This is a genomic window from Nitrospirota bacterium (assembly GCA_030645475.1).
Lineage (GTDB): Bacteria > Nitrospirota > Nitrospiria > Nitrospirales > Nitrospiraceae > Palsa-1315.
The window spans coordinates 93999-120112 of the sequence record JAUSMA010000016.1; the positions used below are offsets into that span (position 1 = coordinate 93999).

The following is a 26114-nucleotide window of genomic DNA, read 5'->3' on the forward strand; positions in this document are numbered from 1 at the left end:
TGCAGGATATCGCATGGATGGAATCAGTCCGAGGTGATGAGCCCTTCGATTTCAATCAACAGTTCCTTGCGACAGAGTTCTCCTTGAAGGAATAGAACCTGATTCGAGGATAACGGGAAGCTGCGGAGGGCCTCGCGGACCTCGGATAGATGGGCTGCATCCCGCACATAGACTTTATACAGGGATTCGCTCTGTGGCCCTGTGAAATGCCTGTGGGCTGCGTTTTCAGCATGAGGGAGCAAGACCTTGAGGTTCTGGATCGTTTCGAGCGTCTGTTCCTTGGGAAGGCCCACATGCTGGCTGGTATGTCCGACCACGCTTGCCGTCCCGGCAATATAGAGTTGCGAGCGGGTCTCAGATCGAGACAGGGTCGCCCGCGCGAAGGACGGACTCCGGGGTCCGTAATCTTGGGGGTATTCGTAGGCATGGACTTGCCGGGGATTCCCGAGGTGCGTCGCGGGAAGGGTTCCCGCCATGAAGTAGATTTGCAAGGGACCAGACCTGGTGCCCACGGCGGTGCCTGCGGGAAGTGAGTGAGGGAAGCCAGGCAGCATGTCTGCAAGGGCACGGTGCCGCCCCAGGCAAAATCCCTGATAGCGCTCAAGCCCGTTGGCGAAGCCATTGATGTCGGGGAAATAGTTCCAGATCCGCCAAATGTGTTGATAGGACAAGTCGTGCAAGCAAGAGAACAGCCGGCGGTAGGCGCGCTCCGTCACGGTTTCGATCGGTTGGCCCGGCTGTTCAGTGAGGGTCACCGTTCCAAAGAGAACGTTTCCACTGGCCGAGGCTGAAAATCCCTCGTCACGATAGGACTTGATCTGGTCCGTTGTGCTCCACACTTCGAGGCGAGAGGGTCCGGCGAGCTCCGGGAGGTCGAGGTGAATGACGGGACAAGGAAAGCTATCGGGCACGTGGCTGCCAAAGGAGACGATGGCAAGCGGGTTCACGTGATGTGTCTTCAGCCAGGAGCTCACCTGTGCCGTCTCAAGAAATACACAGTGGGGCAGCGCCGGTGAGGCCGAGAGTGAAGGGTCTTTTCGGGAGGCCATCTGAGTCTGACTCTGTCCCACGTGGCGGCTCCTGCTGATTGACCGGTTAAGATTGTTGCTTGACGGCGTAATCCTGCAGCTCGGTGACCGTCGTCGACGTACCGAGCTTTCTGCGCCGGGAGACGGCCCAATTTTCTTTCCAATTCAACATGAAAACCGTGTAATAGCAAACCTTAAAGAGGAAAAGAGGGAACCGTGCCTGACGTTGTTCGTACACGTCCCCGGCTAACAACGACAAGACGGCCCGCTCGATTTTCGGCGGCCGGTTGGTCGAGACGAAGAGCGATTGAAAGGCCGGCTGGGTAAAGCGGTGGATAAACCACGAAAACGTGTTGATGGCCCGCCGTACCATCCGCTCGAACTCCCGGAGCCGTTGCGCGTAGTCCGGTGAATGGCGCAGGTGGGCTTCGACGACTTTCGCGCCGAGCACGGCACTGTTCAGCGCCAAATGGACGCCGCTGGAGAAGACCGGGTCGATGAAGGCGAAGGCATCGCCGACCATGAGGTAGCCGTCCCCCGACATGGTCTCTCGCCGATAGGAAAAGTTCGCCGCCGCATAGACGGGCGTGAGGAGTTTTGCCTGACTCATCCGCTTAGCAATCGGGGGGGATTGCCTCAGGGTGTCCAGGAGGAATTGATCGAGGGGAGTCGTGCGCGATTTGATGTAGTCAGGCCAGCAGACAACTCCGACGCTGGTGGTTCCGTCCTTGAAAGGGATCAACCAGCACCAGCCGTGATCGAGCCAGCCCGCTGTGATATTTCCCTCGTCTTTGCCTGGCAACCTGCCGACACCCTCAAAGTGACCGAAGATGGCGGCGCTGTTATGGGTCTGGCTGCGTTGCTTTCCTCCCAGTTGTGCGGAAAGAAATGTATCGCGCCCGCTCGCATCGACTACGAATCTGGTCTCCCAGGCCATGGGATTTCCGGTCTTGTCTTGCGCATGCACAATTGACGTCGTCCCTGGACGAAACTCGACGCGCTCGGCCCGAACACCTTCGTGGACCTGCGCGCCCTTGGCGACGGCATTCTTCAGGAGGATGGCGTCGAATTCGGATCGTTTGACTTCAAAGGCATAGGGCTGGGATTCATCGAAGGCTTTGGAAAAGTAGAACATCTGCGTCCGGCCATAACGATGCGAGACCATCTCTGCACCGTATTTCACGATTCCGATCTTCTCGACGTCGGCCAACACACCCAATTGCTTGAGGATCGGGAGGGTTTGGGGGAGCAGCGATTCGCCGATATGGAAGCGAGGATGCGGATCCTTCTCCAAGACCTGGACATTCCAGCCCTGTTCAGCCAGCAACGCTGAAATGGTCGAGCCGGCAGGACCGCCTCCGACCACGAGGACGTCGCATGGAGTCGGAGTCGTATGTGAGTCTGCGGAAGGGACGGAAGACATGGACAACCTCATGACATGGTAATCGAGTGGGGCGGAGTATACCCAAGAAGCGACAACGTTGCTAGGTCAAGGCCCGATTGGAAAGGCAACGCCGGGAATGTCTCGTCGTTGCCTCTGTGAGTAGATCGTGCTAGCTTCCGAGAGAATATTTCCCTACTGCGCAATTGTGTGGATGTGGTTGCGGCTATGAGCGAAACGACTTGGACGGCCAGGCTTGTCGGGGCTTTTCCCCTGTTTCTATTCGGATTTGTAGGCATTCTGTCAATGTGGGCAGGTGTGGCGTTAGCACAGGAGGTGCCTCCGACGCCGGTTCCGTCGTCTCCACCAGCCAAGAAATTCGATCTCTACTTAAGCGGCCATGTCATGGGCCTCTTCCCCCAGGATAAAGATCTTTCCGTCGGCGGGAGTCGAATTCCTCATACCGATGTGCGTGGCACGATCGGCGCCGGGATCAAGTTCGACGCCTATCCCTGGTTCACGAAGAAAATTCTCGGCGCTGAGATTGAAGCCTTCGGGCTCGGCGGAAGCGTCCGGGCTCCCCGGACCACGTCCGGCACCGGCACGACTCAGGCGCAGGGCAGTCTGATTGCCGTCAATACGATGTACAACTTGATATTGCGTTATCCAGGCGAGACCGTCCAGCCCTACATCGGCGTCGGGGGCGGTACGTCGACCGGCATCCTCTATAACGTGAACATCACGAGCGGCAACGTGGGACTCACTGGCAGTTCAGGAGATTTCGCCTTCGCGTATCAGTTTCTCGGCGGCGTCCGCACCTTCGTGACGCAGAAACTATTTCTGTTCGGCGAGTACAAGTATTTTGCGACCAAATATAGTTGGGACAGTGACGGCGCCGGCAATCAGCGGATCAAGCTGGATTTCCAGACCCATATCGTATCCGGCGGCATCGGATGGTCGTTCTGAGCTGACAGCGAAGCCAACCTGTCCGAAGCTGCTATGAGCATCCTCGATCAATTTTTCGTCTATCATCCTGAGCCCTGGCAAGATCGCGACTGGGCGCGGCTTACCGGCTTGCCGCTTGAAGAGGTGTGGTTTCAGTCCACCGATGGAGTGCGCCTGTTCGGGTGGTATGTCGAAGCGCAAGCCGATCGTCCGGTCATACTCTGGTGCCATGGCAATGCCGGTAATGTGATCCATCGACTGGAGAATCTGAAGTTGCTCTATCAGTTAGGCCTGTCGGTGTTTCTGTTCGACTATCGCGGCTATGGTCGGAGCCAAGGACGGCCTTCGGAGGAAGGGCTCTATCAGGATGCGCTGGGTGCTTACGACTATCTGACTCGTACGAGAATGATCCGTTCCGAACGCATCATCATTTCGGGCGTTCGCTCGGTGGGGCTGTGGCGGGGGAACTGGCCTCTCAGAAGCCTGCTGCGGGGCTGATACTCGAATCGGTGTTTCCGTCCATCGAAGCGGTGGCCAAGTTCCATTACGGTGGGTTGCCGGTTCATTGGCTGTTGGGGGCAAATTTCAAACTCATCGATCGCCTTCCGCAGCTCTCGCTGCCGAAGCTCGTTATTCACGGTGATAGAGACGACATCATTCCGCTCGAATTGGGTCGGCAAGTTTTTGAAGCAGCGAAGCCACCCAAGTCCTTTTATCTCATTGAGGGCGCCGATCATAACAACACCTATCAGGTCGGTGGCGCAGCCTATTTCCGGCGGTGGGTAGAGTTTGTTCAAGCCGCCATCCGATCCTAGCAGCCTGCTAGTCCGTACTCGCATCAGATTGGTAAGACTTGAGGAAATGGGCCGACAGACCGAGATAGAGTAGGCCTATCGCGTCCCATGCCAGAATTTCGTAAGAAGTGATTGGAGATCGCGCCGGCATTTGGTAGAGTGCCGTCGGTTGACCAGAATGCCTGCTCAGAGGGGCAGGGGGATGGCGGCCGAAAGAGACCTGTTCCTGCAATGTGGGTGAAGGAGGCCGGGCTGATGAGTTCTTTTCGTGTGCTGACGTTGAGTCTGCTGACGGTTGGGATGATGCTGGTTACTGGCTGTGCGGGGAAGTCCGGCGCAGTGCAGACCCAGGGGGCGAGCGACGCGAGGCCGGCCGTTGACCAGTCTTCGGTGCTGGTTCTTACGGCACAGCAAGATACGGCGCCGGACGAACTCCTCGATCCATTTGCCAGAGCCGACGAAGCAGCCGGCGAGGAGTACGATCCCTGGGAATCGTTCAACGGCAATATCTTCGAGTTCAACCGTCAGGTCGACCGATTTGTGCTCAAGCCGGCCGCGAAGGGGTATAACTTTCTCTTGCCGGACTGGGTCCAGATCGGTATCAGTAACATCTATTATAATCTGCGTTTTCCGCCGCGCCTCTTGAACAATATGTTTCAGGGCAAGTTCAAGGGGGCCGGCATCGAAGTCGGACGGTTCTTGGTAAACAGCACGATCGGTGGGGCGGGGCTCATCGACGTGGCCAAAGACATGGGCTTAGAGACGCCTGAAGAAGATATGGGCCAAACACTCGGACATTACGGCGTGAAGCCGGGCCCCTATTTGGTGTTGCCGTTGTTGCCTCCCTTTACTGTCAGAGATTTCACCGGCTACGTTGGCGACGTGTTTTTAAACCCGATCAACTGGCTGGTTGCCCCGCTCATCGAGGTCAAGAATGTTCCCTCGATCATCGCGCATAAGAATCGGACGACGACCAGCGTGATCCAATTCGGCGCCCGCGTAGAAGAGATTGTGAATGAGCGCTCGCGAAATCTTGAAAAATACCAGGGAGTCGAGGAGGCGACGCTCGATCTCTATACGGCTGTCCGTAATGCCTATCTGCAGAAGCGGGCGAAGGCAGTCCGAGAATGATGCTACTGGCTAGGGGTGCGTGGCAAGAGGCTAGAGGGGGGAGTAAGATTTCCGGCCCATCGTTCCCCTTGCCACGCGCCTCTGGCCCCTTGCCTGTGTCATAAGATGACACCCAGTTCACGTCCAACTGTGGCAAAGGCAGCGCTGGCCCGTTCCAGTTGTTGTCTGGTATGGGCTGCCGACATCTGGACTCGAATCCGCGCTTGCCCTTCCGGCACAACCGGATAACTGAATCCCACGACATAGATCCCTTCTTCCAACAGCCGCTCTGCCATTCTGGTCGCGAGCGAGGCGTCGCCCAACATGACCGGGATGATGGGATGCTCGCCGGGAATGAGCCGGAACCCGAAGGCGGTGAGTTGCGCACGGAAGAAGGCGGCGTTCTCGCGCAGCCTGGTTCGCAACTGGTCGCCTTGGGCTACCAGGATGACGGCCCGTCGAGCCGCTGCGGCGATGACCGGGGGAAGTGAATTCGAAAACAAGTAGGGTCGCGACCGCTGGCGCAACAGCTCGACGATTTCTTTTCGTCCGGATGTAAACCCGCCTGCTGCGCCGCCCAAGGTCTTGCCCAATGTGCTGGTGACGATCTCGATCCGGTCCGCCACGCCGAAATGGTCCGGCGTGCCGCGGCCATTGTGTCCGAGCACACCGGTTGCATGACTGTCGTCGACGATCACGGCTGCATCGTACCGTTCCGCCAGCTCGACGATCCGATCGAGTTTCGCGAGATCGCCATCCATGGAGAAGACCCCGTCCGTCGCGATTAGGCGAAGGCTGCAGGCTGTCGCGTCATGCAGCTTGGTTTCCAGGTCCGCCATATCGGAATGCGCATAGCGAAGCTTGGTGGCCTTGCAGAGACGGATACCATCGATCAGGCTGGCATGGTTCAGGGCATCGCTGATGACGGCGTCTTGCTCGCCGAGCAGCACCTCGAAGAGTCCGCCGTTGGCATCGAAGCAGGAACTATAGAGGATGGTGTCCTCGGTACCCAGGAAGGTGCTGAGTGTCTGTTCGAGCTGTAGATGGAGATCCTGCGTGCCGCAGATGAACCGGACGGAGGCCATGCCGTAGCCATGTTCGTGCAGCCCTTCCATAGCGGCCTGTCTGATGTCAGGGTGGTTGGCGAGCCCCAGATAGTTGTTGGCGCAGAGATTGAGGACCTCACCTTGCGCCACGCGAATCTCGGCCCCCTGCGGACTGAGGATCTGCCGCTCGGATTTGTAGAGGCCCGCCACGCGGATGTCTGCGAGCCGGGCTGAGACTGATTTCTTGAGTGAGTGGTAGGCCATAACATAGTTCAGGCGAGCGGCGTGGGGCGAGCGGCTAGAGGGTTCCCTCTCGAACCTCTTGCCCTTAGCCCCTGGCCTCTAGCCTTTCACGGAATCAGCACCACTTTCCCGCATTGTCCTGAGTTGATCAACTCGAACCCCTGCGCAAAGTCTTTCATGGGAAAAGTATGGGTAATGATCGGCTTGATATTCAGCCCAGCCTGGAAGAGTCCGGCCAAGCGGTACCAGGTCTTGAAGAGTCGGCGGCCTGTCACGCCGTACACACGGATGCCTTTGAAGATAATTTCGTTCGGCAGATCGAACGACACAGATCCGGTTGGAATGCCGAAGAGCGTCACACGTCCGCCGTTCTTCACGGCACTGAAGGCTTGATGTAATGCGATCGGGTTTCCGGACATTTCGAGGGAGGCATCGACCCCTTCCCCGGCGGTGATGTCACGAATGGCGGCGGCGATGCGATCGGCGGTTTCAGTTTTAGCGTTGAGCACATGATCGACACCGACCTGTTTGGCAAGGTCCAGGCGGTAGGCACTGACGTCCGATGCAATGATGATGGCGGCACCGGCCGTTCGTGCGACAGCGGCTGCGAAGAGTCCGGTCGGACCACAGCCGGTGATCAGCACCGTCTGTCCCGTGAGATCTTCGACTAAGGCGGCATCCACGGCGTTGCCGAGCGGTTCTTGCGCGCAGGCGAGTTCCGGTGGAATGGCGGGTGAAGTCTTCCAGAGCACGGCTTCAGGCAAGACGATGTATTCTGCAAACGACCCATCGAGGTCGACTCCCAGGATGCGGTAGTTCTTGCATACATGCGCCTGTCCGGTACGACATTGGAAACAGTGACCACATGTGAGGTGCGACTCGGCTGCAACATAGTCCCCTCTCTTGACCAAGGTGACCTCGGACCCGACTTCCACGACCTCGCCGCACATTTCATGACCGATAATCCGTGGCGGGTGGATGCGGCTATGGGCCCAAGGGTCCCAATTGTAAATATGGGCATCTGTTCCGCAGAGCGACGTGGCTTTAACGCGGATGACCGCATCGGTGTGGCCCGGCTGTGGATCGGGGCAGGTGCTGAGGGTCAATCCCGGTTGCGCCGATGTTTTGACAAGAGCCTGCATGGGTCTATTGTATACCAGCGATTGGACCCCGCCTACCCCTACTGGGAACACCGAGTTGCACAGGTGCGGCGAGATCGGTAGGATGCAGCCTATGAAGGCGCTGTACCACCGAAGCCTTGTGATCGTGGCGGGGATCTGTTGCGCCGCATGCTTGGCTCCCGGCTCTCCCTCACCCGCCTATTCCGCATCATCCCCACAGACAGCTCCCTCGCCGGGTCCCACGAAGCGTTGGGCGCAGTTCGAATTAAGCCAAGCAGAGTCGATGGGCGATCCGCAAACCGGCAAGCCCGTGACATTGACGATCGTGCTTGGGGGTGTCACCTCCGGGACGACTCCGGTAGTGGCGATCTGTGAATCGATGGCGTTTCAAGCTCAAACGGTCACGTTGGAGCCGGATGCAGAGTCGATGGGACTGAAGGGGACGGTGACGCTCGAGCCCATCCCGATGAGTCGGACCTCTGTGCCACCCAGGGCGGCGCGAGTCCAAGTGACCTTTGCTCGATCCCGCCAGGACAAACTCGAACGGCTGATGCGTCGGGTCGTGTATGTGACGATGGATCGGTCAGAACCGGTCGATGAGACGAGTGAGTTGCTCCCTGTCCGCTCCGAGGAATCACGGGGCGATGATGTGGTTCTGGATGAAGTGCAAACTGCTGTGGAGCCGATCTCGACGAGTGTCTTAGCCGAGGAAGATTTGGTCCCGTTTGCTTCTCCCGGGGAGGGCAAGGCCTACTGGCAGCATGTCAGTCAGCTGATCAGCAAGAGTTGGGCTCGCCAGGTCCGCGGAATCCGGCATGCGGCGAGCAGCGAAACCGTGAAGGTCCGTTTCAAGATGTTTCCCAACGGCCGCGCTCAGTTGATTGAAATTGAGAAGGGTTCCGGCGCCCGTGAAATCGACGAAGCAGGAATTTATGCCGTGGTCCATGCGCAACCGTTTCTGCCGTTTCCTAGTGAGCTGGGGGAGGCCGCGGTGGACGTGCATATCCGGATGCGAACCGGTAGCCGGGTACGGTCTCGCGATGTACAGGCGGTGGGGAATCCGTCAGCCAGCAAACCTGATGTGTCCGGCCAGCCTTCGAAGAAGTAGCGGTTATTCCATTCAGGCCTTGTCGGTCATACCGATCGATGTGATCCCAAAGGAGTGTCGTATGTTGAAGCGAAGAATGCAGAGTTGGCGACTATGTGTCCTGTTCGGAGTGGTGGTCTGGTTTCCGTTGGAGAGTCATGCAGAACCGGCTCGTTGGAATGTGGATCCTGAACATTCGTCGATCGAGTTTCGCGTCGCGCACATGCTGGTATCGAAGACGACGGGGCGGTTCATGGACTATACCGGGTTTATCGACATGGATGCCGAAGCCGGCACGGTGAAGGCGATTGAGGCCACGATCAAGACCGGGTCGGTGAATACGAATCACGAAAAACGGGATGCCCATTTGCGGAATACCGATTTTTTCGATGTGGAACATGCACCGACGATGACCTTCAAGATGAGGAGCTATAAAAAAACCGCAGAGGGTTATACGGCGGTGGGCGATCTCACGTTGCGGGGCGTGACCAAGGAAATTACCCTGGTGGGCCACTATAACGGGGCGGCGAAAGACCCTTGGGGCAATACCAGGGTCGGCTTCAATGCGGAGGGAAAGCTGAATCGTAAAGACTTCGGGATGGTCTGGAACAAGACGTTGGATAGCGGCGGGCTCGTGGTCGGCGATGAGGTTCAGATCAGGCTGGATATTGAATGTATCAAGGCGAAACCCTAGCAGGCTGTTGAAAAAGCCCGCCGGCTTCGTTCTCGCTTCGCTCAGAGGCTCAACGGGGACCCGGCCGCCTCACCACTCGGCGGCGCGCACAAACTTGGTGCTCCTTACTCGTCGCACCGTGCGCCCCGAGGGTACGCCTCGCTACTTCGCTTGCTGCGGCCTTGCCGGACGGTCATTTTGAACAGCCTGCAAGAGTGTTTCCCTGTTGTGCTATACGCGTGACCAATAATCGGCGCATCGAGTCTCATCTTCCTGAGAGCAATCAATCATGAAGGCGATGGTTCTGGCGCGCACGGCGGATGTGGAGACCGCTCCGCTGCGGCTGTGCGAGTGTCCGATACCACAGCCAGGTCCTGGGGAGGTCTTGGTTCGCCTCACCGTCTGCGGGATCTGCCGGACGGATCTGCACGTCATCGAAGGCGAGTTGGCCAATCCCACGCTTCCGCTCATTCCCGGCCACCAGGCCGTGGGGATCATCAGTCAGGTTGGCGTCGGCGTGAGTGAGCGGACGGTCGGCGAGCGAATCGGCATCGCCTGGCTGCAGCGCACGTGCGGCATTTGTGAATTTTGCGCGAGCGGTCGCGAGAACCTGTGCGAGCGTGCCAGGTTTACCGGCTATCAGGTCGATGGCGGATATGCGGAGTATGCGCTCGTTCCGGCAGCCTTTGCTTATCCGATTCCACCGATCTTCAGCGATGAGGAAGCGGCTCCGCTTCTCTGTGCCGGGATCATCGGCTATCGCGCCTTGCGTTTGAGCGGCATCAAGCCGGGGCAACGGCTCGGTCTCTATGGGTTTGGCGCGTCCGCTCATATCGCCATCCAGATTGCCCGTCATTGGGGCTGTCAGGTCTATGTCAGCTCGTTGAAACCGGAACATCAACGTCTCGCACATGACTTGGGCGCCGTCTGGGTGGGCGGGGCGATCGACCGGCCGCCGGATAAACTCCACGGCTCGATTATCTTTGCGCCGGCCGGTGAATTAGTCCCGCCGGCTCTGCGTGCATTGGAACGCGGCGGCACGCTTACTCTCGCCGGTATTCACATGACGACGATTCCCTCGCTCGACTACGATCGCGAGGTCTTTGGAGAGAGGGTCATTCGAAGTGTGACGGCTAATACGAGGCAGGACGGGCTCGATCTCCTGCGCGAAGCGGCTGCGATTCCGATTAAACCCAAAACCCTATCATTCCCTCTCGCTGACGCCAATCGTGCGCTGCAAGAGTTGAAAGCCGGACGGTATTCAGGAGCCGGTGTACTCGTCCTCGCGTAACCACCAGAAGAAAGTGAGCATGGGCTTATGGTAGAGTTTTCCGCTATGCGTCAGATCGGTCTCGCCATGTGTATTGCTTGCAGCCTGCTGCTCGTCGGCCTACCGGCCTGGGCGCTGGAGTTTACGGCCGATCAAGTCACGAAGATCGACGGTAAGTCGCACAAAGCGGTCATCTATTACCGCGACCAGATGTGGCGGATCGAGCACCATTCGATGGGACCGGTCAACGTGAGTATCGTGCGCAAGGATAAGCAGGTCGTGTGGTTGCTGCTTTCGAGGATGAAGCATTTCAAAACGATGCCCTATAGTCATGAGCAGGATCTCAGGGTGAGCGAACGGCTGGAGGGGGAAGTGTCGCGGCAGGAGATCGGGACGGAAGTGCGCGAAGGCCACCCGACCGTTCTGTATGAAGTGACGACGAAGCAGGGGGAGCTGGTCGAGGTCTATTATCAGTGGGTCGCGACGGACATGCATTTCCCGATGAAGCTGGCGAAGAAAGACGGGAGTTGGATCGTGGAGTACCAGCATGTGAAGCTGCGCTCGGTCTCGGACTACCTCTTTAACCTGCCGCTCAATTTTCAGCCGTTGGAAGATTTTCAGAAACAGGCAGCCCCGGAGCCGATTGCGCCGGGTATGTAACGCAGCAAGGAGGATGGATCGTGCGAGCATGTGGAATCATCGTTGGTGTTGTGATCTCAGGGTTGATTGGCGTGGGTGGGGCGGTGTATGCGTTGGATGTGTCCGACGTCGTCCGGGAATGGACTCCTGAAGGAAAGAAGCTTGCTGCCGAGCGGGCGAAGCTGCCGGCTCACGACGACATGGTCATGATTCCCGCGGGGCCTTTCCTGATGGGAAGCGATCGGAAGATCGATCGCAATGCGTACCCGGCGGAGTTTCCCCAGCGGAAAGTCTATCTGGATGCCTACGAGATCGATAAATTCGAAGTGACCACCGTACAATATCTGAAGTACACCCTCGCCAAAGGTTTTGCGCCGCTGATCGACTGGCAATATGACGGCGGTAACTTTCAGGACACCATGGTCAACCATCCGGTGATGCACGTATCGTGGGATGATGCCGCTGCCTACTGCGCGTGGGCTGGCAAGCGCCTCCCCACCGAGGCCGAGTGGGAGAAGGCGGCGCGTGGGGAAGATGGGCGGATTTATCCTTGGGGCAACCAGCCAGCGGGTCTGTCGCGTGCGAACTTCGGTCGGACCGGCTTGTCGGGCCCGGTGCGCGATCGCCCCGAGCGGCTACTGCTCTATCCGCCGATCATTTCTGTGGACAAGTACGACAATGCGGTCGGTCCCTACGGCACGTTCCAGATGGCGGGTAATGTGGCCGAGTGGGTGGAAGATTGGTTCGACCCCAAGTACTACGCGACTGCGCCGGATAAGAATCCCAAGGGGCCAGAGAAGGGAACGCAGCGGAGCTTCCGTGGCGGCGGCTGGATCGATAGCACACCCAGCGTACGGACTACGCAACGCAACGGGACCGACCCGAACACCAAGATGAACTGGATGGGTTTTCGCTGCGCAAGAGATGTACAAGGTGACGGGCAAGCGCAGGAGGCGAAGCCGAACTAGTCTACGCTGATGGCTTCTGTTGAAGCAGCGAGCGAGTCTGCTCGCTGCATTCCTTGACCAGGATTCCCATCTTCGGGTGAGAGGGTTCGAAGTCGATGGGGAGATCGTAATGGTGGAGGCGTTCGCTGGCGGTCGGACCGATGGATGCCACCACCATCTTTTTGCAGGCCTCTTTGAAATGCGCGGTGGTGCCTTCCTCTTCGAGTAACTGCATGACATGATCGATCTGCGCGGCGTTGGTGATCAACATCACTTGAACGGTACCAGCGATGATCTCGCCCAGCACCTGTTTTAAGGGACCCCTGTCTTCCGGGAGCGCCCAACGGTAGACAGGTACGGGAAAGACGTCTGCGCCACGTTGTCTCAGGGCTTCCAAGAGTTCAGGATTGGACGTGCCATATTCTTGCACGGCGACACGAAGGCCTTTGACGGGACGGTACTCGTCGAGTGTGGAGACCACCTCAATCCAGGTGTTCGGTTCCGGTACGGTAAGAGTCGGTGTGAGGCCAAGGGCCTTGAGGGCCCCGACGGGCTTGGGGCCACGAGCGACGATGGCCGTGTGCGTGAGCCCCGCGATGATCGAGGCCATGGGATGGCGCGATTGGAGAATGTCGAAGAGGGTCGTGGTGCCGATGCCCGTCATCAGGATGAGGATATCGACCGATCCATCGACCAGTTTGGCGCCGAAGCGCAACGCCGCGGGGTTGTCCTGGATGGGGATTTCCTGGAGGGCTGGAACCACGCGAGCCTGCCCGCCATGATGCTCGATCAGCCGGGTCATCTCCCTGGCCATACGGCTTTCGAATGCTGTGACCGTCAGGCCAGAGAATCCCTGTCCGCTCATGACGATCTCTATTGGACGGGCGGCGTGATGGCGCAGCGGAAACCGGTCGATTCGTTCCGAATCGTCAGATCGCTGTCCACGCGCGTGAAGATGCGGACCGTGGGGGTCTCATTTTGCCATCCGGCACCCCGAATGACTTTCTTGATGCCGCTTTCAGGGCCTTGCGGATTCTTCGCCGGGCTCTTCTCGTAGTAGCGAGCGTCGTACCAGTCGTTGACCCATTCCCAGACGTTGCCGGCCATATCGTAGGCGCCGAAGGGGCTCTTGCCCAATTCATAGCTCCCGACGGGCATGAGGGTCTTTTCACCGATCCACTTTTGATTGAAATTGAGATGTTTCACCGTGGGTTCGACATTCCCCCATGGGAATCGTCGATCGGTCGTGCCCTTTGCCGCTTTTTCCCATTCGGCTTCGGTGGGGAGGCGCTTGCCCGCCCAGGCGCAATAGGCTTCCGCATCGAACCAATCCACATTGATCACGGGCCGGTCGGTCAGTGACTCAGCGATCGTGTTGCCTTGCCAGAGGTTTCGCGTCGGGTTCTTGGGATTTTGTGGAACACGATGGCCGGTGGCTTTGACGAATTCCAGATAACGACTGTTCGTCACTTCGAATTTATCGATAAAAAATGTGTCCACAAAGACGTCATGCCGTGGGTATTCATCGCGCCCGCCATCCCGGTCTCCATGTGGGACTCCCATCGGAAAAGAACCGGCCGGGACCACGACCATCGGCGCGCCGTCTTTACCCGTTGGTGGTGTGAAAAGCGCCTGAGGCGGTTGGTCGGCTGCGAAGACCAGAGAGAGGTTGAGCAGCGCACCGAGTACAGTCGAAACAAGCCTTGGTGGAATAGACATCGTGGTGGACTCCTTATTCAAGATCTGAAGGGGCATCGTATCATAGCCGGGTGAGGAAGCGCAGCCGTCAGCTGATCGAATTGTATTCTTGTTCGTTGGGTTTTTCGTTGACGGAGGAGGAAGGGCTCCCTACTATACGGACAGAATTGAGGATGATTATGAGTGCTCCGCTCCATCGAGGATTGCGACATGTGGCGCTACGCGTCACGAATCTTACGCGTTCGCGTACGTTCTATGAACAATTGCTGGGGATGAAGGTCGTCTGGGAACCGGATTCTGACAATGTGTATTTCAGCTCCGGTTCCGATAATTTAGCCCTGCACCAGATCCCGCCATCGGAGCTGTCGGCCTATCAACCGGTGAAGGGGCAATTGTTGGATCACATCGGCGTAATTCTTGAAAACCCTGAGGCGGTCGAACGGATGTATCGAGACGTCGAGCCTCGTCTCGCGCAGTTAGGCGGGCAGGTCGAGAAGCTGCCGAAGCAGCATCGCGATGGGAGTTATTCCTTTTACTTTTCCGATCCCGATGGGAATGTCATTCAAGCCTTGTTCGAACCCACCATCAGCAAGCTCACATGGGAAGTGACGAGTGATCGGTGATGTGTGATCGGTTGAATGACAGGCATAGGCCCGCTCCGCACCCATCACGCATCACGCATCACCCAGCACGACTATGAAGATCTGGGACAGTCTGCCGAAACATCAGTATCTGAGTCTCGCGCCCTGGGCCTGGGTTCAACTGGAAAGCGCCGAGGCTCCGGGGCCCTTTCCCTTTGTCGCAGGGGTCGCGCCGGAAGTCGTGGCCAGTCTCCAAGAAGCCCATAGCCTCCTGGCCAGCGCGATCGATACGGCCATCAGCGATGTGTTTTCCAAGCGGGCTCCGGTCGACGACTCCGATCGCCAGCGACGATTGGAAGATGCCTATGCGGAGGCGGTCAGCGCACGTCCCTATCTGCAGCAACACATTCGCTGTGGACGGAAGCCGGATGGGACGTTTCAATGGGAGTTTCCGACCGACCCCTCCAAGTCCACTACGGTCACCAACGGTGGGCTCAGAATCTTCCACTCTGTGAAGCGGCAAGCCATTCCGATCGGGTTCGACCAGCGGCAGTTGGGGCCGGTGGTCGGCAAAGTTCTCGGGTTGTTGGACGGTACGCATCAGACCGATGAAGTGAGAACGGTGGTGGCAACCTCGGGGCGAGACGGTGAACGCCTGCTCACACGATTGATCGAATCTCTTCACCAGCATGAATGTTTGGTCAGCTCGAGCACTGCCTCTGTCAGATCCCGTTGGTTCGAGACAGTCCAGGATCAAGACATGGTCCATCTCGGTCATGCCGCCTTGCTGTATCGGCAACGGGACCAGGCGCTGTTGTTCGATCCCTGGTTGCTTCCCTGGTTTGCGGAATCCTCCATCCCGTCCTTGTGGGGATCGCTCCTGCCCAAGCCGGCTGCGGTGTTCTTAACGCATGATCACGACGATCATGTAGACCCTCGTACGCTGTTGCACCTGCCCAAAGACACGCCCATCATCGTGCCGAGCCGAAGGAATCGGCGGATGTTCTCCTACGATTACCTGTCGCTCTTGCGAGAACTGGGATTCGGTCGCGTGATCGAATTGGCCCATGGAGAACGTTGGGATTTCGAAGGAGGGGCCGTCTACTCTGTGCCTTTCTATGGAGAAGATCCCTGCGATCTGGAGATGCCGCGCAACTGTTATCTCATCGCCGATCGGGGCTATAACGTGCTCGTCCACGCAGACAGCGGGCCGACGAATAGCGGCAAGTCCGCTCTCAGGGACGGCGTGATCCAGTCACTCGTGCAGCAGCATGGCCCAATTCCATTGGTGTTTGCGTCACAACAGCAGTTGCTCGAAATCCGTGGCCATGCAGCCCATGCTCCCTTGTCGCATCCCGGGAAATGGCTCGATGTGGGAGAGAACGGCTATCTCACGAACGAATATCTTGCCGAGGTGTGCGCGGCGGCTCAGGCCAGGCTTTTTGTGTCTTATGCTACCGGCGGCGCAGATTGGTATCCGGACCATCTCTCGTTTATGTTCAGCCAACGAAATCCCGCCCGCACAGCCCTGTTGACGGCCCACTGGGAACGGCCGGAAATGCTCAAAGATCTTCTTTCCAAGCACGGATGCGGGTATCATCACGGCCATGCATTGGATCTGTTCCGCCGCACGGCCGATGGGCTGGTGGAACCGATGAAGACGGGAGAGGCCTTGACGCCTCTGTCGCTCTACCGTCTCGACCATGGCGATCCGCCGTTTATGAAAGCCGGCCGCACCACACCATCTCGATAACTCAATAAGGACTCACTATGGCCACGCGCAAGACTCAGAAGGCTCCGATCCTCGTGACCGGTGCCGCCGGATTCATCGGGTTTCATACCGCCACCAGATTGCTGGAGCGAGGCGAGCAGGTGATCGGACTCGACAACCTGAACGACTACTACGATGTGCGATTGAAAAAGGCGAGGCTCGCGAAGCTCAAGGCCTTCAAGTCGTTTTCATTCACGAAGCTCGACCTGGCCAATCGGGCCGGCATGAAGAAGCTCTTCGCGAAGCAACCGATCCGGCGCGTGGTCCATCTGGCGGCGCAAGCCGGGGTGCGTTATTCATTGGTCAATCCGCATGCCTATACCGACAGTAACATCGAAGGGTTTTTGAACATTCTGGAAGGCTGCCGGCATACGAAGGTCGAGCATCTGGTCTATGCCTCGTCGAGTTCCGTCTATGGCGGCAATACCCAGATGCCGTTTTCGATTCACGATAACGTCGATCATCCGGTGTCCCTCTATGCAGCCAGCAAGAAGGCCAATGAACTCATGGCCCATTGTTACGCGCATCTCTACCGGATGCCCTGCACGGGTCTGCGGTTTTTTACCGTCTATGGCCCCTGGGGAAGACCCGACATGGCCCTCTTCATCTTCACGAAGGCGATTCTGGAGGGGAAGCCGATCGAGGTCTACAACCATGGAAAGATGCGACGAGACTTTACCTATGTCGATGACATCGTCGAAGGCGTGATCAGAACCCTGGATCATACGGCGACGCCCAATGCTGCCTGGTTCGGAGACAAGCCCGATCCCGGAACCAGCTCGGCGCCGGCCCGGATCTACAATATCGGGAATCATCAGCCGGTGGAGTTGTTACATTTTATCGAGGTCTTGGAGCAGGCGTTAGGCAAGAAGGCGGTGAAGAAACTCTTGCCGATTCAGCCGGGCGATGTGCCTGCAACCTATGCGGATGTCGAAGACCTGACGCGAGATGTTGGATTTGCTCCAGCGACGTCGATCGAGGACGGCATCGGGCGTTTCGTAAAGTGGTATCGGGAGTTCTACAAAAAGTAAGGGGCGCCAGCCCTTCAGAGAAGCCGGCGCCCCTTGGTCTCTCGCGCTCAGTTGACTGTTAGGGGCAGCCGATCGGCACAAATCCTTGCCCGAACAGCTTCGAGAGCGTCACGTATCGCGCGTTGTCGTAGAAGGAATAACTCGCGCCTCGTTGATTCCTGCCCGAAAGATCTCCGCCATACGAGGGATCTGCCCCATAGAAGAACCCGCCACGGGTTTTTTCGGTGAGATGGAGCCATTCCCCGTACTTTGCACAGACCTCAGCCTGAACTGACCCCGTTGACGCGACGCTGGCATGCCAATCTTTGGCCCAGTCGGGGACGGTCTGACCTCCTCCGGCCATACCGGTCTGATTGTGGTCGGAGTACGGTGGGATATCGTAGTGAGGCGCCATCGCCACGGCAGGGCGATAGGTCGGCATGTCGTCAAGGGAGGGCACGACGGAGAGAGGTTTGAGGGTCATCATGGTGCAGCCCGGGAGGTCTTTATTCGTGTAGAGGGTGCTCCCGTCTGCTTGAGGACATTGGCGCATCTGCAAGGGATCGGAGGGGACGGTGGTATCGGAGAATGCCGGCGTGGAGGTCAGGGTGAGGATCACGGAGGCGATCGTGAACACCTGGGCTAATTGCATAGAGCACCTCTCCTGAAACGGTGGAACAGACAGGAATTGCATCTTCGTTCACCTTTGTAAAATTATACTCACCGAAGGTGACGATAAGTTAGTCCACTAGAGCCAAAACCGTCTATTCATCTTTCGAGGGGGTCCTGCTATCGACCTGAATTTTGGCTGAGCGGCTTTGGTGGCCGATTTGCCGAGATGAGACGGAGGACTTCTTCCGGGGTGACGCCCTCGAGGTTCGGCAGGATGTGATCCGCTTCGCCTAGTTTTTCAGCAGGATAAGTCGTAGCGAGGGCCAAGACTCTCATGCCGGCTGCGTGAGCCGATTGAATGCCGGCCAGCGAGTCTTCGATGACCAGGCATTCGCCTGCTGTGATGAGGGGTGGGCGGGGTTCCTGGGCATTCAATAATTTGAGCGTGTGGCGATAGATCGCCGGATCCGGCTTGCCGACCGCGCAGTCGTCTGCCGAGACCAGCACCGGGAAGTCTTGTTCAATAGCCGTATTGTGCAGGGCATGGGCGATTTGCTCCCGTCTGCCTCCTGTGGCAATGGCTAATCGATACTGTGCTGTGGCTCGTTTCACAAACTCAACGACGCCGGGGAAGAGGGCCGGTTTGTGGAGGGCGGTATATTCCCGGAAGAGCGCCGCTTTCCGCTCCATGATGGCCGACAAGACATTCCGGTCACAGATATGGTCGCGTGCAGCGAGGAGCGCAGTGGCACAGGTCCGTTCATTCATACCCAGATACGTGCCGTAGTATTCTTCTTTCGTGAGCGAGAGACCGGTCTCGGCCAATGCCTGCTGAAAGCAATGCAGATGCGGCGTTTCGTCGTCGGCGATCACGCCATTGAAGTCGAAAATGATTGCACGGATCATGTTGTGGCCTCGCCCATCCGTTCGGTGAAGCCACTGTAGCGAAAGAGCTTCCGTTGAACAAGCAGCTTTGCCTTGTTCCCTCATCGCGGCTAGGGTATTCTCCGGCCTAACCCGGTGAAACCTGAGGTATTCGAAGCGTCTCACATGTCCAACCGATTTTCCCTATGACCGACTACGGCGTGCTCGCAAATCTGCTCGTGATCTTTTCGGTGTCGATTGCCGTCGTCTTCGTCTTCCATCAGTTCCGGCTTCCCTCGATCGCAGGATTCTTGGTCGCAGGCGCAATCATCGGCCCTCATGGGTTGAATCTGATCTCGGACATCGGCACGGTCCAAGTGCTGGCGGAGATCGGAGTGGTTCTGCTCCTCTTCACCATCGGCATTGAATTCTCGTTGGTGCAATTGGCCTCCTTGCGCCGCCTCATGTTTCTGGCCGCGCCGATCCAGGTCGGCGGCGTACTGGTGATTGCCTGGCTCGGGGCCATGCTCGTTGGACTGACCTGGCAGCAGGGACTATTTTGGGGATTTCTTTTCTCTCTGAGCAGTACGGCGATTGTGCTCAAGACCTTGGCCGAACGGGGAGACAGCGACTCGATCCATGGCCGAGCCACGATCGGGATTCTCGTTTTTCAAGACTTGGCCGTCGTCCCCATGATGCTGCTCACGCCGATTTTGGCCAGCCAATCGAATGGAGGCGGGCTGGCGATTCTGCTCACCTTGGGGAAGTCGGTGCTCGTCGTCTTGCTCGTCATTGCCGCCGCCTGGTATCTGGTTCCCAAGTTGTTGGAGCATATCGTCCGCAGCCGCAGCCGCGAGCTGTTCTTGCTGACGATCATCGTTCTCTGTCTCGGCATCGCCTGGCTCACGTCGCTCGGCGGTCTCTCGTTGGCATTGGGCGCGTTTATCGCCGGATTGGTCATCTCTGAGTCGGAGTACAGCCATCAGGCTATGGCTGAAGTGCTCCCGTTTCGCGACAGCTTCAATAGTCTCTTTTTCGTGTCGATCGGCATCCTCCTGGACTGGCGGGTGTTGTTCACCCATCCATTGCCGGTGGCAGGGCTCCTGGTCACGATTCTGTTGTTGAAGTTTATTGCCGGGGCCGGAGCGGTCTTGTTGGCGGAGATCCCTCCGCGTTCGGCGGTGATGGTCGGCATCGCCCTGGCTCAGGTCGGAGAGTTTAGTTTCTTGCTGGCCCAGCAGGGACAGGAGACCGGCTTTCTGCGCGGGGATCCCTATCAGATCTTTCTGGCCGTTTCGGTGCTCTCCATGATCGTGACGCCGTTTCTTATGCAGTGGTCGCCGCACCTGGCCCGGCGCGTGGAGGCATGGCAACGGCTTCGCCATTGGTTGCCGAGCCGCACCATCGCCCATGTCATGCAGACCGAAGGCAAGCAGATTCGGATGAAAGACCACGTCATTATTGTGGGGTATGGGTTGAACGGACGAAATCTCGCGCGTGTTCTGGGCGAAACGGAGATCCCGTATCTGGCCCTGGATCTCAATGGCGATACCGTCACTCGCGAAGCGAAACATGGTGTGCCGGTCTACTACGGCGATGCCACGAACCCGAACGTCTTGCGGCATATGAAAATCGAAGATGCGAAGGTGTTGGTGGTCGCAATCTCGGATCCGTTTATCACCAGACGAACCGTGCAGGTTGCCAAGGGTCTCAATCCGAAAGTGCATGTCGTCGTGCGGACTCGTTATCTGCGCGAACTGGAAGAATTACATCAGCTCGGTGCGGATGACGTGGTGCCGGAGGAGTTTGAGACCTCCATCGAAATTTTCGCCCTGGTGCTCCGCACCTATAAATTGCCGCAGGACTTTGTCACGCAGAAGGCCGAACAGGTTCGCCGTGAAGGGTATGCCTTGCTTCGGCGCAGCGAATTGCCCGAACTGGCTCATCATCTTCGTGGCGGGACCTTAACCGATGCGGAAGTCGAAACGTGCCGTATTGAGGACGATTCGCCTGCGCGGGGGAAGACCTTGACTGAGATTTCACTCCGTCCTCGTACGGGCGCGTCGGTCATCGCCTGGACCAGAGCGGGGGTGACGCAATCGAATCCATCGGAGAAGACCCGGTTGATGGCGGGCGATATTGTGGTGCTGCTCGGTTCGCGGGCCCAGATCAGGCAGGCGATGGGGCTCTTGGTGGAGACGGGTTCGAAGTGAGCCGTTAACGTCTTGCTGTCGTCATGAGCTGGTAGGCTTCCTCCAGCGTAGCCACTTCAAGGATTGTCATCTGCCATCTCGTTGCCAGCTGGGAGAGATCCCCGTCCGGTGAGTTGAGCTGCCCACGAGGGATCAGCAGGGTCTTAAACTGTGCGCGGGCTGCCGCTTCGATTTTGCTGGGAAGCGCACCGACCGCTTCGATCCGACCATCCTCTATGATTTTCCCGGTCAATGCGACGTCTGACCTGATCTCGTCGCCTCGCCAGGCCGCCACAATGCCCACCGCGATAGCGCTGCTCGCGCTGGCTCCCTCGGTCAACGAGTTGTATGACCGGTTTTTGATCGTGATCACCCATTCTCGTCCGTCCTCTCCCACGGCCTTCGTAGCAGCCGCGACTGCCTGCTTCACGCCGTCTTTCCAATCCTCGCTGACGGCTGAACCGCCACCGAGGTGAATTTCATTGAAGAGGATTGTCGGCCCTTCTCGCCGAGGGTCCTTGTCGAGTTGGAGCACGATGTAGTGGACCGTACCGGTCTGCTCATTGGCGAGCACACCCAGGGCTGGCACCGTGGCGAAGCGATGCCGATCGGCTGACCAGAGGGGGGCGGCTTGTGTGCAACAAATGATGGTGGAGAGCAGGAGTATCAAGCGAAGTCTATTTCGAGCCGTGCCGTGGTCCGCCATGGAAGTGAGTAGGCTTAACTCCTCCAGCGTAGCGTGACTCGTTCTTTGAGCGGATGGTCGAGGGGCTGCCCGGTCTGCACCGATGCCAGATGTGCGGCTTTCAATTTGTAATACCACTTGGCCGGCGTATCGGCATCGTCGATGAGCATCAAGGACGGCTTGTAGCGCAAGCCCACCGCTTGGCGCTCCATCGCTTCTCGATCCTGCGTCATGAAAATGTTGGCGAAGTAGCGAAAGATGCTCTTGGAAAACGGCACCCAGCCGAGGCAGTTCCAGGCTGCAGTAAAGTCGACGCGGCATTGCTGGTCCGTGATCGGTGTGACGGTGGCGCGGCTGGACACGAACAGCGATCCGGACTGGACGAATTCAAACCGCTGGTTGGGCAGCACAAAGTCGATGGTCGTCGTGAGTGGTCCGCCGTAAATCAGGTTCAGAAGCTTATAGGGTCCGCTGTTCTTCGAAGGCGCATGCGGCACCATGCGGAAGCCGTTGGGAATCGGTTCAAAGGCCTTGGCCTTTTCGTGCATGCTCGCCTGGGTGCGCCACCAGGAGCTCTGGTGCACAAAGGGGCCGTGAGCCGGGTCCATCAAGCCGACGATACCGTCGTCGATGGTGCAATCCAACAATGTCGAGATGTGAATCATCCGATAGGGGGATGAGGGCAAGGGCAGCGGCGGCACGTCCGGGACGATCTGATTAGGTCGTTGAGGGTCGGGAATGAACACCCAGATATAGCCGTCCCGTTCACGGCAGGCATAGGTGGTGATGCCGATTTTATCGGGTTGAATCGGGGAGTTGTCGACGAGCGCAGGAATCCCCTGACAACGGCCCGCCTGGTTGAACTGCCAGCCATGGTAAGCACATTCGACACAGTCGCCGTTCATTTTGCCAAACGAGAGCGGCATGCCTCGATGGGGGCAAATGTCGCGCATAGCCGCGACCGCACCCTGCGCCGTCTTGCAGACCAGGATCGGCAGACCTAGTAGGACGGTCCCCTTGAGGCTGCCGGGAGCGAGTTCATTGCTCAGGCAGGCGGGATACCAAAAGCCGAACAGTGGCGCACTTTTAGACGGCTTAATTTCGGTAATGAAGTCGCTATTCATGGAAAAAGGAAGGACGCACGTGAGAGGACCAGCCTGCCCGTGAATATAGCGAGCAGGCTGCAGAACGTCAAGCCAGCCGACGTCGGATCATCCTCGTTACCCATGAGGGCCTTCCCCTTACATCACATTTGCTCAGGGAGTTGCCAGATTGTCCTTCACTGCGCGCATCGCAGGACCGCATCTTTGCATCCTCTTCTACACGATTCATTTTTTCTTATAGCGGAGCGGCCTGCTTGGGCTCCCATTGCGTGCGTCCAACGAGCATACTGTTCGATCTTCCTAATCATCTCCGAGGCCCCGTGCCGGTCCGCCTGCGGCCGTCGAGCGAGGCTCTTCCAATTCCCTATCCCTCTTTAAAAGGAGTGGCCGAGGCTGCCCTTTCCTGCGCGCATCGAATGAGCACATTCCTATCGTGCGCGTTCTGCGAGCAAGAAGGGCACCTGGCCACTCCTTCCCTCTTCCTTGACAGCAAAAAGAAGCAGAGACTATAGTTTAAACCGCGTTGAAATGGCCGGTTTCATACGGTTCAGATAGAAAAGAGGGCGTTATGACGATTGCGCAGATGGACCCGGCGGTGGCCTTGGCAGACTTGCAGACTTCCAAGCCCGATAGAGTGACGATCGTACTATTGAGCGGTGACATGGACAAGGCGATGGCGGCGTTCATCATTGCCACGGGGGCTGCTGCCATGGGAATGCGGGTCACCGTCTTTTTCACCTTCTGGGGCCTCAATACCATTCGCCGAAAAGGTGTCGCCAGCTCTGCGAAGGATTGGCTTCGTCGCATGTTCGGCCTGCTGAATACCGGAGGTGCAGATAACCTGCCTCTCTCCCGGTTCCATTTCTGGGGCCTGGGCACGAAGATGATGAAAAAGGTCATGAAGCAGAACCGGATGCCTGGTGTGCCGGAACTGATGGAGACGGCGCTGGACCTCGGTGTGCATTTCATTGCCTGCACGACAACCATGGGGCTGATGGGGATCACCAAAGACACGCTTATCGAAGGCATCGATCAGTTCGCGGGGGTGACGACCTATCTTGCGGAGGCCAAGCAGGGCAGTGTGAATTTGTTCATTTAACATGCAAGGGCAAGAGGTCTGAGGCTAGAGGCCAGAGATCTGATTTTTCTCTAGCCATTTGCCTCTCGCCGCTTGCCAGGAGTCTTATTGATGATTCAAGCAGACGTGAAGCTCGATACGCTCGGGTACTTTTGCCCGATGCCGATTATCATGACCTTGAAGAAGATCAAGGAATTGACGTTAGGCCAGGTCCTTGAAGTCGTGTCAGACGACGAAGGTATTAAAAAAGACATGCCGGCCTGGTGCGACACGACCGGACATCAGATGGTCGGGCTCGAAGAAGAACAGACGAAGTCGGGAATAATCTATAAAGCGTTTGTGAAAAAGACGAAATAATTACACAGGCTCAGTGGAGACAGTTGGTGGAAGCCGGAGGGACGATGAGATGATCACGCCTCCGGCTTCGTCGTTTTAATGCGTGAAATGGAGTCGGACGTGGATCGGATCGTCGAATGTGTACCCAACTTCAGTGAGGGGCGAAATCAGGCGACGGTGCTGGCGCTGGTACGCGCCGTGGAATCCGTGCCAGGGGTTTGGCTGTTGGATCACACGATGGATCGGGACCACCATCGTTCCGTCCTGAGTTTTGCCGGTGAGCCGGATGACGTGGCTGAAGCGGCGTTTCGCACCATTCGCGTGGCGACCGATCTCATCGATCTTCGCATGCACGAGGGCGTACATCCTCGTGTGGGGGCTACGGATGTCGTGCCCTTCGTGCCGGTGCGCGGCGCGACGATGCAGGATTGTATCCATCTGGCGAAGCGCGTGGGACAACGGGTCGGAACAGAGCTGGAGATTCCGGTATTCCTCTATGAACAAGCGGCCCTGCATCGCGATCATGCTCCGCTCGAATCGGTCCGTCGAGGCGGGCTGCAAGGCCTGGCCTTCCGCATGGCCTCCGATCCGGACTGGGCGCCGGATTTCGGTCCTCTCCACCTCCATGAGACGGCCGGTGCCATCGTCATCGGCGCGCGGCCTCCCTTGATCGCGTTCAATGTGAATCTTCGCTCGACGGATCTGGCGCTGGCTCGATCCATCGCGAAGGACATTCGTCAATCGAACGGAGGGCTGCCCCATCTCAAAGCCATCGGGGTGGAGTTGGCCAGTCGTCGAATGGTTCAGGTCGCCATGAATCTCACCGATTACATCATCACGCCGATCCATGTGGCGTTCGAAGCGGTCCGCACCCGTGCGGCCGCGCAAGGCGTGGCAGTCGCGGGGAGCGAAGTGATCGGATTGGTGCCTCAAGCGGCCTTGGTTCAGGTTGCCGCGCAGAGCCTGTCGCTCGAACAGTTCAATGCCACACAGGTATTGGAAACAAGGTTGGAGGCTCGGTTGTCAGGCAAGCAGTCCGATCATGTTCCGTCGCGCAAACAGGAACCGGTTGATCTGCAGGCGCAATCGCTCGCGGATTTTCTGGAGACTGTGGCTGCGGCCACTCCGCTTCCAGCCGGGGGCACGGTTGTGGCCTTCGTCGGCGCGCTTGCCGCTTCGCTGGGGGTCATGGGGGCTCGACTGAGCAAGCAGCGAGCCGTCGAGCATCGGTTGAGTGAGATTAGCCGAAGGCTGTGCGAATTGATGCAGGCAGACGGCGAAGCCTATCAGCGATTTCTTCAGGCCTCGACAGTCACGAAGTCAGACAAGACTCGTCCTGCCCTGTTGTCCTCGGCACTCCATCTGGCGACGGAGATCCCGCTCGAAATCGCCGAACAGGCGACGGAGGCCGGAGTCCTTCTCCATGCCTGCTCGGCAGGAGTAAAGCCTCGCGTTCGGTCTGACGTGACCGTTGGGATCATGCTGGCGATTGCCGCCGCCGATGCGGGACGGCACACCGTCGAAGGAAATGTAAAAATTCAACTCAATCAACGACTTAAGGAGTCCATTCAAGGTCGTATTGAACAGATGACAATCCGTCTTGAGGAACTCAAGGGGCTATGCTACAGTACGCCCCTTGGTCAGGGTCGTGCTGACACGAGAGAAAAACCTGTACAGGCATCGCCTGGGAAAGTAGACAGACGGGAAGAATGGAAATCAAAGTCTTCAATAATAACGTCGAGAAAGCCCTCAAAGTTGCCAAAAAGAAGCTCGCGGGGGAAGGCCTCTTCCGGGAACTGAAGCGTCGGCGGTTTTACGAGAAGCCGAGCGTCAGGAAGAAAGCCAAGGAGCGCGAGGCACAGCGTCGGCGTCAAAAATGGTTGGCGAAGCGTAAGCCAGA

General features: G+C 58.0%; 27 protein-coding genes and 1 pseudogene. 18 read left to right on the plus strand and 10 right to left on the minus strand.

All coding sequences use genetic code 11. From position 1 onward, the window contains the following. Positions 1–23: 23 nt before the first annotated feature. Positions 24–1070 (minus strand): hypothetical protein, encoded by a 1047-nt coding sequence (locus Q7U76_04660; GenBank protein MDO8355662.1) that lies wholly within the window; start codon positions 1068–1070, stop codon positions 24–26. A 25-nt stretch (positions 1071–1095) separates the two neighbouring features. Continuing rightward, positions 1096–2451 carry an NAD(P)/FAD-dependent oxidoreductase gene (locus Q7U76_04665; GenBank protein ID MDO8355663.1) on the minus strand — a complete coding sequence of 452 codons (1356 nt, stop codon included), beginning with the start codon at positions 2449–2451 and terminating at the stop codon, positions 1096–1098. A 186-nt stretch (positions 2452–2637) separates the two neighbouring features. On the opposite strand from Q7U76_04665, the gene Q7U76_04670 reads away from it, so the two are divergent. The 4 genes from Q7U76_04670 (at position 2638) to Q7U76_04685 (ending at position 5279) form a co-directional block, all read left to right on the plus strand. Then, positions 2638–3375, plus strand: coding sequence for an outer membrane beta-barrel protein (locus Q7U76_04670; GenBank protein ID MDO8355664.1), 738 nt, complete (start codon positions 2638–2640; stop codon positions 3373–3375). A gap of 33 nt (positions 3376–3408) precedes the next feature. After that, positions 3409–3852 carry a hypothetical protein gene (locus Q7U76_04675; protein ID MDO8355665.1) on the plus strand — a complete coding sequence of 148 codons (444 nt, stop codon included), beginning with the start codon at positions 3409–3411 and terminating at the stop codon, positions 3850–3852. Between the two features lie 11 nt (positions 3853–3863). Continuing rightward, a complete protein-coding gene (locus tag Q7U76_04680; GenBank protein ID MDO8355666.1) occupies positions 3864–4169 on the plus strand; it encodes an alpha/beta hydrolase in 306 nt (101 codons plus the stop codon). A 234-nt stretch (positions 4170–4403) separates the two neighbouring features. Further along, entirely contained in the window at positions 4404–5279 is an 876-nt protein-coding gene (locus Q7U76_04685) for a VacJ family lipoprotein (GenBank protein ID MDO8355667.1), read from the plus strand. Positions 5280–5377: 98 nt separating this feature from the next. Here Q7U76_04685 and Q7U76_04690 read toward each other — a convergent pair whose 3' ends face one another. Beyond that, positions 5378–6568, minus strand: coding sequence for a glycine C-acetyltransferase (locus Q7U76_04690; protein MDO8355668.1), 1191 nt, complete (start codon positions 6566–6568; stop codon positions 5378–5380). 86 nt (positions 6569–6654) lie between these two features. Further along, the gene (gene tdh / locus Q7U76_04695; protein ID MDO8355669.1) at positions 6655–7689 is read right to left on the minus strand and encodes an L-threonine 3-dehydrogenase; all 1035 of its coding nucleotides are present in this window, start codon (positions 7687–7689) and stop codon (positions 6655–6657) included. Between the two features lie 91 nt (positions 7690–7780). On the opposite strand from tdh, the gene Q7U76_04700 reads away from it, so the two are divergent. The 5 genes from Q7U76_04700 to Q7U76_04720 all read left to right on the plus strand — a co-directional run bounded on the left by Q7U76_04700 (position 7781) and on the right by Q7U76_04720 (position 12305). Next, positions 7781–8776 carry an energy transducer TonB gene (locus Q7U76_04700; protein MDO8355670.1) on the plus strand — a complete coding sequence of 332 codons (996 nt, stop codon included), beginning with the start codon at positions 7781–7783 and terminating at the stop codon, positions 8774–8776. 61 nt (positions 8777–8837) lie between these two features. After that, positions 8838–9449, plus strand: coding sequence for a YceI family protein (locus Q7U76_04705; GenBank protein MDO8355671.1), 612 nt, complete (start codon positions 8838–8840; stop codon positions 9447–9449). Positions 9450–9717: 268 nt separating this feature from the next. Next, positions 9718–10719, plus strand: coding sequence for a zinc-dependent alcohol dehydrogenase family protein (locus Q7U76_04710; GenBank protein ID MDO8355672.1), 1002 nt, complete (start codon positions 9718–9720; stop codon positions 10717–10719). Positions 10720–10764: 45 nt separating this feature from the next. Beyond that, the gene (locus tag Q7U76_04715) at positions 10765–11358 is read left to right on the plus strand and encodes a hypothetical protein (protein ID MDO8355673.1); all 594 of its coding nucleotides are present in this window, start codon (positions 10765–10767) and stop codon (positions 11356–11358) included. Positions 11359–11378: 20 nt separating this feature from the next. Further along, positions 11379–12305, plus strand: a complete 927-nt coding sequence (locus Q7U76_04720) for an SUMF1/EgtB/PvdO family nonheme iron enzyme (GenBank protein MDO8355674.1) — start codon at positions 11379–11381, stop codon at positions 12303–12305. Position 12306: 1 nt separating this feature from the next. Here the strand turns inward: Q7U76_04720 and Q7U76_04725 are convergent, their stop codons facing one another. Continuing rightward, positions 12307–13149: a uroporphyrinogen-III synthase gene (locus Q7U76_04725; GenBank protein ID MDO8355675.1), complete on the minus strand. Its 843-nt coding sequence runs from the start codon at positions 13147–13149 to the stop codon at positions 12307–12309. 8 nt (positions 13150–13157) lie between these two features. After that, positions 13158–14003 carry an SUMF1/EgtB/PvdO family nonheme iron enzyme gene (locus Q7U76_04730; protein MDO8355676.1) on the minus strand — a complete coding sequence of 282 codons (846 nt, stop codon included), beginning with the start codon at positions 14001–14003 and terminating at the stop codon, positions 13158–13160. Between the two features lie 158 nt (positions 14004–14161). Here Q7U76_04730 and Q7U76_04735 point away from each other — a divergent pair, with 158 nt between their 5' ends. The 3 genes from Q7U76_04735 to Q7U76_04745 all read left to right on the plus strand — a co-directional run bounded on the left by Q7U76_04735 (position 14162) and on the right by Q7U76_04745 (position 17365). Next, on the plus strand, positions 14162–14605 hold the full coding sequence (locus tag Q7U76_04735) for a VOC family protein (protein ID MDO8355677.1): 444 nt from the start codon (positions 14162–14164) through the stop codon (positions 14603–14605). Positions 14606–14678: 73 nt separating this feature from the next. Continuing rightward, entirely contained in the window at positions 14679–16316 is a 1638-nt protein-coding gene (locus Q7U76_04740) for an MBL fold metallo-hydrolase (GenBank protein ID MDO8355678.1), read from the plus strand. A 17-nt stretch (positions 16317–16333) separates the two neighbouring features. After that, positions 16334–17365 (plus strand): NAD-dependent epimerase, encoded by a 1032-nt coding sequence (locus Q7U76_04745; GenBank protein ID MDO8355679.1) that lies wholly within the window; start codon positions 16334–16336, stop codon positions 17363–17365. Positions 17366–17423: 58 nt separating this feature from the next. On the opposite strand, the gene Q7U76_04750 is transcribed toward Q7U76_04745, so the two are convergent. Both Q7U76_04750 and Q7U76_04755 read right to left on the minus strand, forming a co-directional pair. After that, positions 17424–17996 carry a hypothetical protein gene (locus Q7U76_04750; protein MDO8355680.1) on the minus strand — a complete coding sequence of 191 codons (573 nt, stop codon included), beginning with the start codon at positions 17994–17996 and terminating at the stop codon, positions 17424–17426. 137 nt (positions 17997–18133) lie between these two features. Further along, entirely contained in the window at positions 18134–18862 is a 729-nt protein-coding gene (locus Q7U76_04755; protein ID MDO8355681.1) for an HAD family phosphatase, read from the minus strand. A 164-nt stretch (positions 18863–19026) separates the two neighbouring features. Here Q7U76_04755 and Q7U76_04760 point away from each other — a divergent pair, with 164 nt between their 5' ends. Next, entirely contained in the window at positions 19027–21033 is a 2007-nt protein-coding gene (locus tag Q7U76_04760) for a cation:proton antiporter (protein ID MDO8355682.1), read from the plus strand. 4 nt (positions 21034–21037) lie between these two features. Here Q7U76_04760 and Q7U76_04765 read toward each other — a convergent pair whose 3' ends face one another. Together Q7U76_04765 and Q7U76_04770 are read right to left on the minus strand one after the other, a co-directional pair. Then, positions 21038–21682 carry a S16 family serine protease gene (locus Q7U76_04765; GenBank protein ID MDO8355683.1) on the minus strand — a complete coding sequence of 215 codons (645 nt, stop codon included), beginning with the start codon at positions 21680–21682 and terminating at the stop codon, positions 21038–21040. Between the two features lie 50 nt (positions 21683–21732). Beyond that, positions 21733–22821 carry an aromatic ring-hydroxylating dioxygenase subunit alpha gene (locus tag Q7U76_04770; protein MDO8355684.1) on the minus strand — a complete coding sequence of 363 codons (1089 nt, stop codon included), beginning with the start codon at positions 22819–22821 and terminating at the stop codon, positions 21733–21735. Between the two features lie 562 nt (positions 22822–23383). Here Q7U76_04770 and Q7U76_04775 point away from each other — a divergent pair. From Q7U76_04775 to rpsU, 5 genes and pseudogenes are all read left to right on the plus strand, one after another. After that, complete coding sequence (locus Q7U76_04775; GenBank protein ID MDO8355685.1) at positions 23384–23899, plus strand: DsrE/DsrF/DrsH-like family protein; 516 nt, start codon at positions 23384–23386, stop codon at positions 23897–23899. A 90-nt stretch (positions 23900–23989) separates the two neighbouring features. Next, complete coding sequence (locus Q7U76_04780; GenBank protein MDO8355686.1) at positions 23990–24235, plus strand: sulfurtransferase TusA family protein; 246 nt, start codon at positions 23990–23992, stop codon at positions 24233–24235. Between the two features lie 99 nt (positions 24236–24334). Continuing rightward, positions 24335–25225 (plus strand): annotated as a pseudogene (gene ftcD, locus Q7U76_04785) (glutamate formimidoyltransferase). A gap of 9 nt (positions 25226–25234) precedes the next feature. Next, positions 25235–26014 carry a cyclodeaminase/cyclohydrolase family protein gene (locus Q7U76_04790; GenBank protein MDO8355687.1) on the plus strand — a complete coding sequence of 260 codons (780 nt, stop codon included), beginning with the start codon at positions 25235–25237 and terminating at the stop codon, positions 26012–26014. Then, a partial coding sequence (gene rpsU, locus Q7U76_04795) for a 30S ribosomal protein S21 (GenBank protein MDO8355688.1) occupies positions 25924–26114 on the plus strand: 191 nt, incomplete at its 3' end. The genes Q7U76_04790 and rpsU, both read left to right, overlap by 91 nt.

Excerpts from the sequence above, each read along its gene's own strand:
- Q7U76_04665 (MDO8355663.1), bottom strand. The coding sequence starts at position 2,451 with ATGTCTTCCGTCCCTTCCGCAGACTCACATACGACTCCGACTCCATGC.
- Q7U76_04670 (MDO8355664.1), top strand. The coding sequence starts at position 2,638 with ATGAGCGAAACGACTTGGACGGCCAGGCTTGTCGGGGCTTTTCCCCTG.
- Q7U76_04675 (MDO8355665.1), top strand. The coding sequence starts at position 3,409 with ATGAGCATCCTCGATCAATTTTTCGTCTATCATCCTGAGCCCTGGCAA.
- Q7U76_04685 (MDO8355667.1), top strand. The coding sequence starts at position 4,404 with ATGAGTTCTTTTCGTGTGCTGACGTTGAGTCTGCTGACGGTTGGGATG.
- Q7U76_04690 (MDO8355668.1), bottom strand. The coding sequence starts at position 6,568 with ATGGCCTACCACTCACTCAAGAAATCAGTCTCAGCCCGGCTCGCAGAC.
- tdh (MDO8355669.1), bottom strand. The coding sequence starts at position 7,689 with ATGCAGGCTCTTGTCAAAACATCGGCGCAACCGGGATTGACCCTCAGC.
- Q7U76_04700 (MDO8355670.1), top strand. The coding sequence starts at position 7,781 with ATGAAGGCGCTGTACCACCGAAGCCTTGTGATCGTGGCGGGGATCTGT.
- Q7U76_04705 (MDO8355671.1), top strand. The coding sequence starts at position 8,838 with ATGTTGAAGCGAAGAATGCAGAGTTGGCGACTATGTGTCCTGTTCGGA.
- Q7U76_04710 (MDO8355672.1), top strand. The coding sequence starts at position 9,718 with ATGAAGGCGATGGTTCTGGCGCGCACGGCGGATGTGGAGACCGCTCCG.
- Q7U76_04715 (MDO8355673.1), top strand. The coding sequence starts at position 10,765 with ATGCGTCAGATCGGTCTCGCCATGTGTATTGCTTGCAGCCTGCTGCTC.
- Q7U76_04725 (MDO8355675.1), bottom strand. The coding sequence starts at position 13,149 with ATGAGCGGACAGGGATTCTCTGGCCTGACGGTCACAGCATTCGAAAGC.
- Q7U76_04730 (MDO8355676.1), bottom strand. The coding sequence starts at position 14,003 with ATGTCTATTCCACCAAGGCTTGTTTCGACTGTACTCGGTGCGCTGCTC.
- Q7U76_04735 (MDO8355677.1), top strand. The coding sequence starts at position 14,162 with ATGAGTGCTCCGCTCCATCGAGGATTGCGACATGTGGCGCTACGCGTC.
- Q7U76_04740 (MDO8355678.1), top strand. The coding sequence starts at position 14,679 with ATGAAGATCTGGGACAGTCTGCCGAAACATCAGTATCTGAGTCTCGCG.
- Q7U76_04745 (MDO8355679.1), top strand. The coding sequence starts at position 16,334 with ATGGCCACGCGCAAGACTCAGAAGGCTCCGATCCTCGTGACCGGTGCC.
- Q7U76_04750 (MDO8355680.1), bottom strand. The coding sequence starts at position 17,996 with ATGCAATTAGCCCAGGTGTTCACGATCGCCTCCGTGATCCTCACCCTG.
- Q7U76_04755 (MDO8355681.1), bottom strand. The coding sequence starts at position 18,862 with ATGATCCGTGCAATCATTTTCGACTTCAATGGCGTGATCGCCGACGAC.
- Q7U76_04760 (MDO8355682.1), top strand. The coding sequence starts at position 19,027 with ATGACCGACTACGGCGTGCTCGCAAATCTGCTCGTGATCTTTTCGGTG.
- Q7U76_04770 (MDO8355684.1), bottom strand. The coding sequence starts at position 22,821 with ATGAATAGCGACTTCATTACCGAAATTAAGCCGTCTAAAAGTGCGCCA.
- Q7U76_04775 (MDO8355685.1), top strand. The coding sequence starts at position 23,384 with ATGGACCCGGCGGTGGCCTTGGCAGACTTGCAGACTTCCAAGCCCGAT.
- Q7U76_04780 (MDO8355686.1), top strand. The coding sequence starts at position 23,990 with ATGATTCAAGCAGACGTGAAGCTCGATACGCTCGGGTACTTTTGCCCG.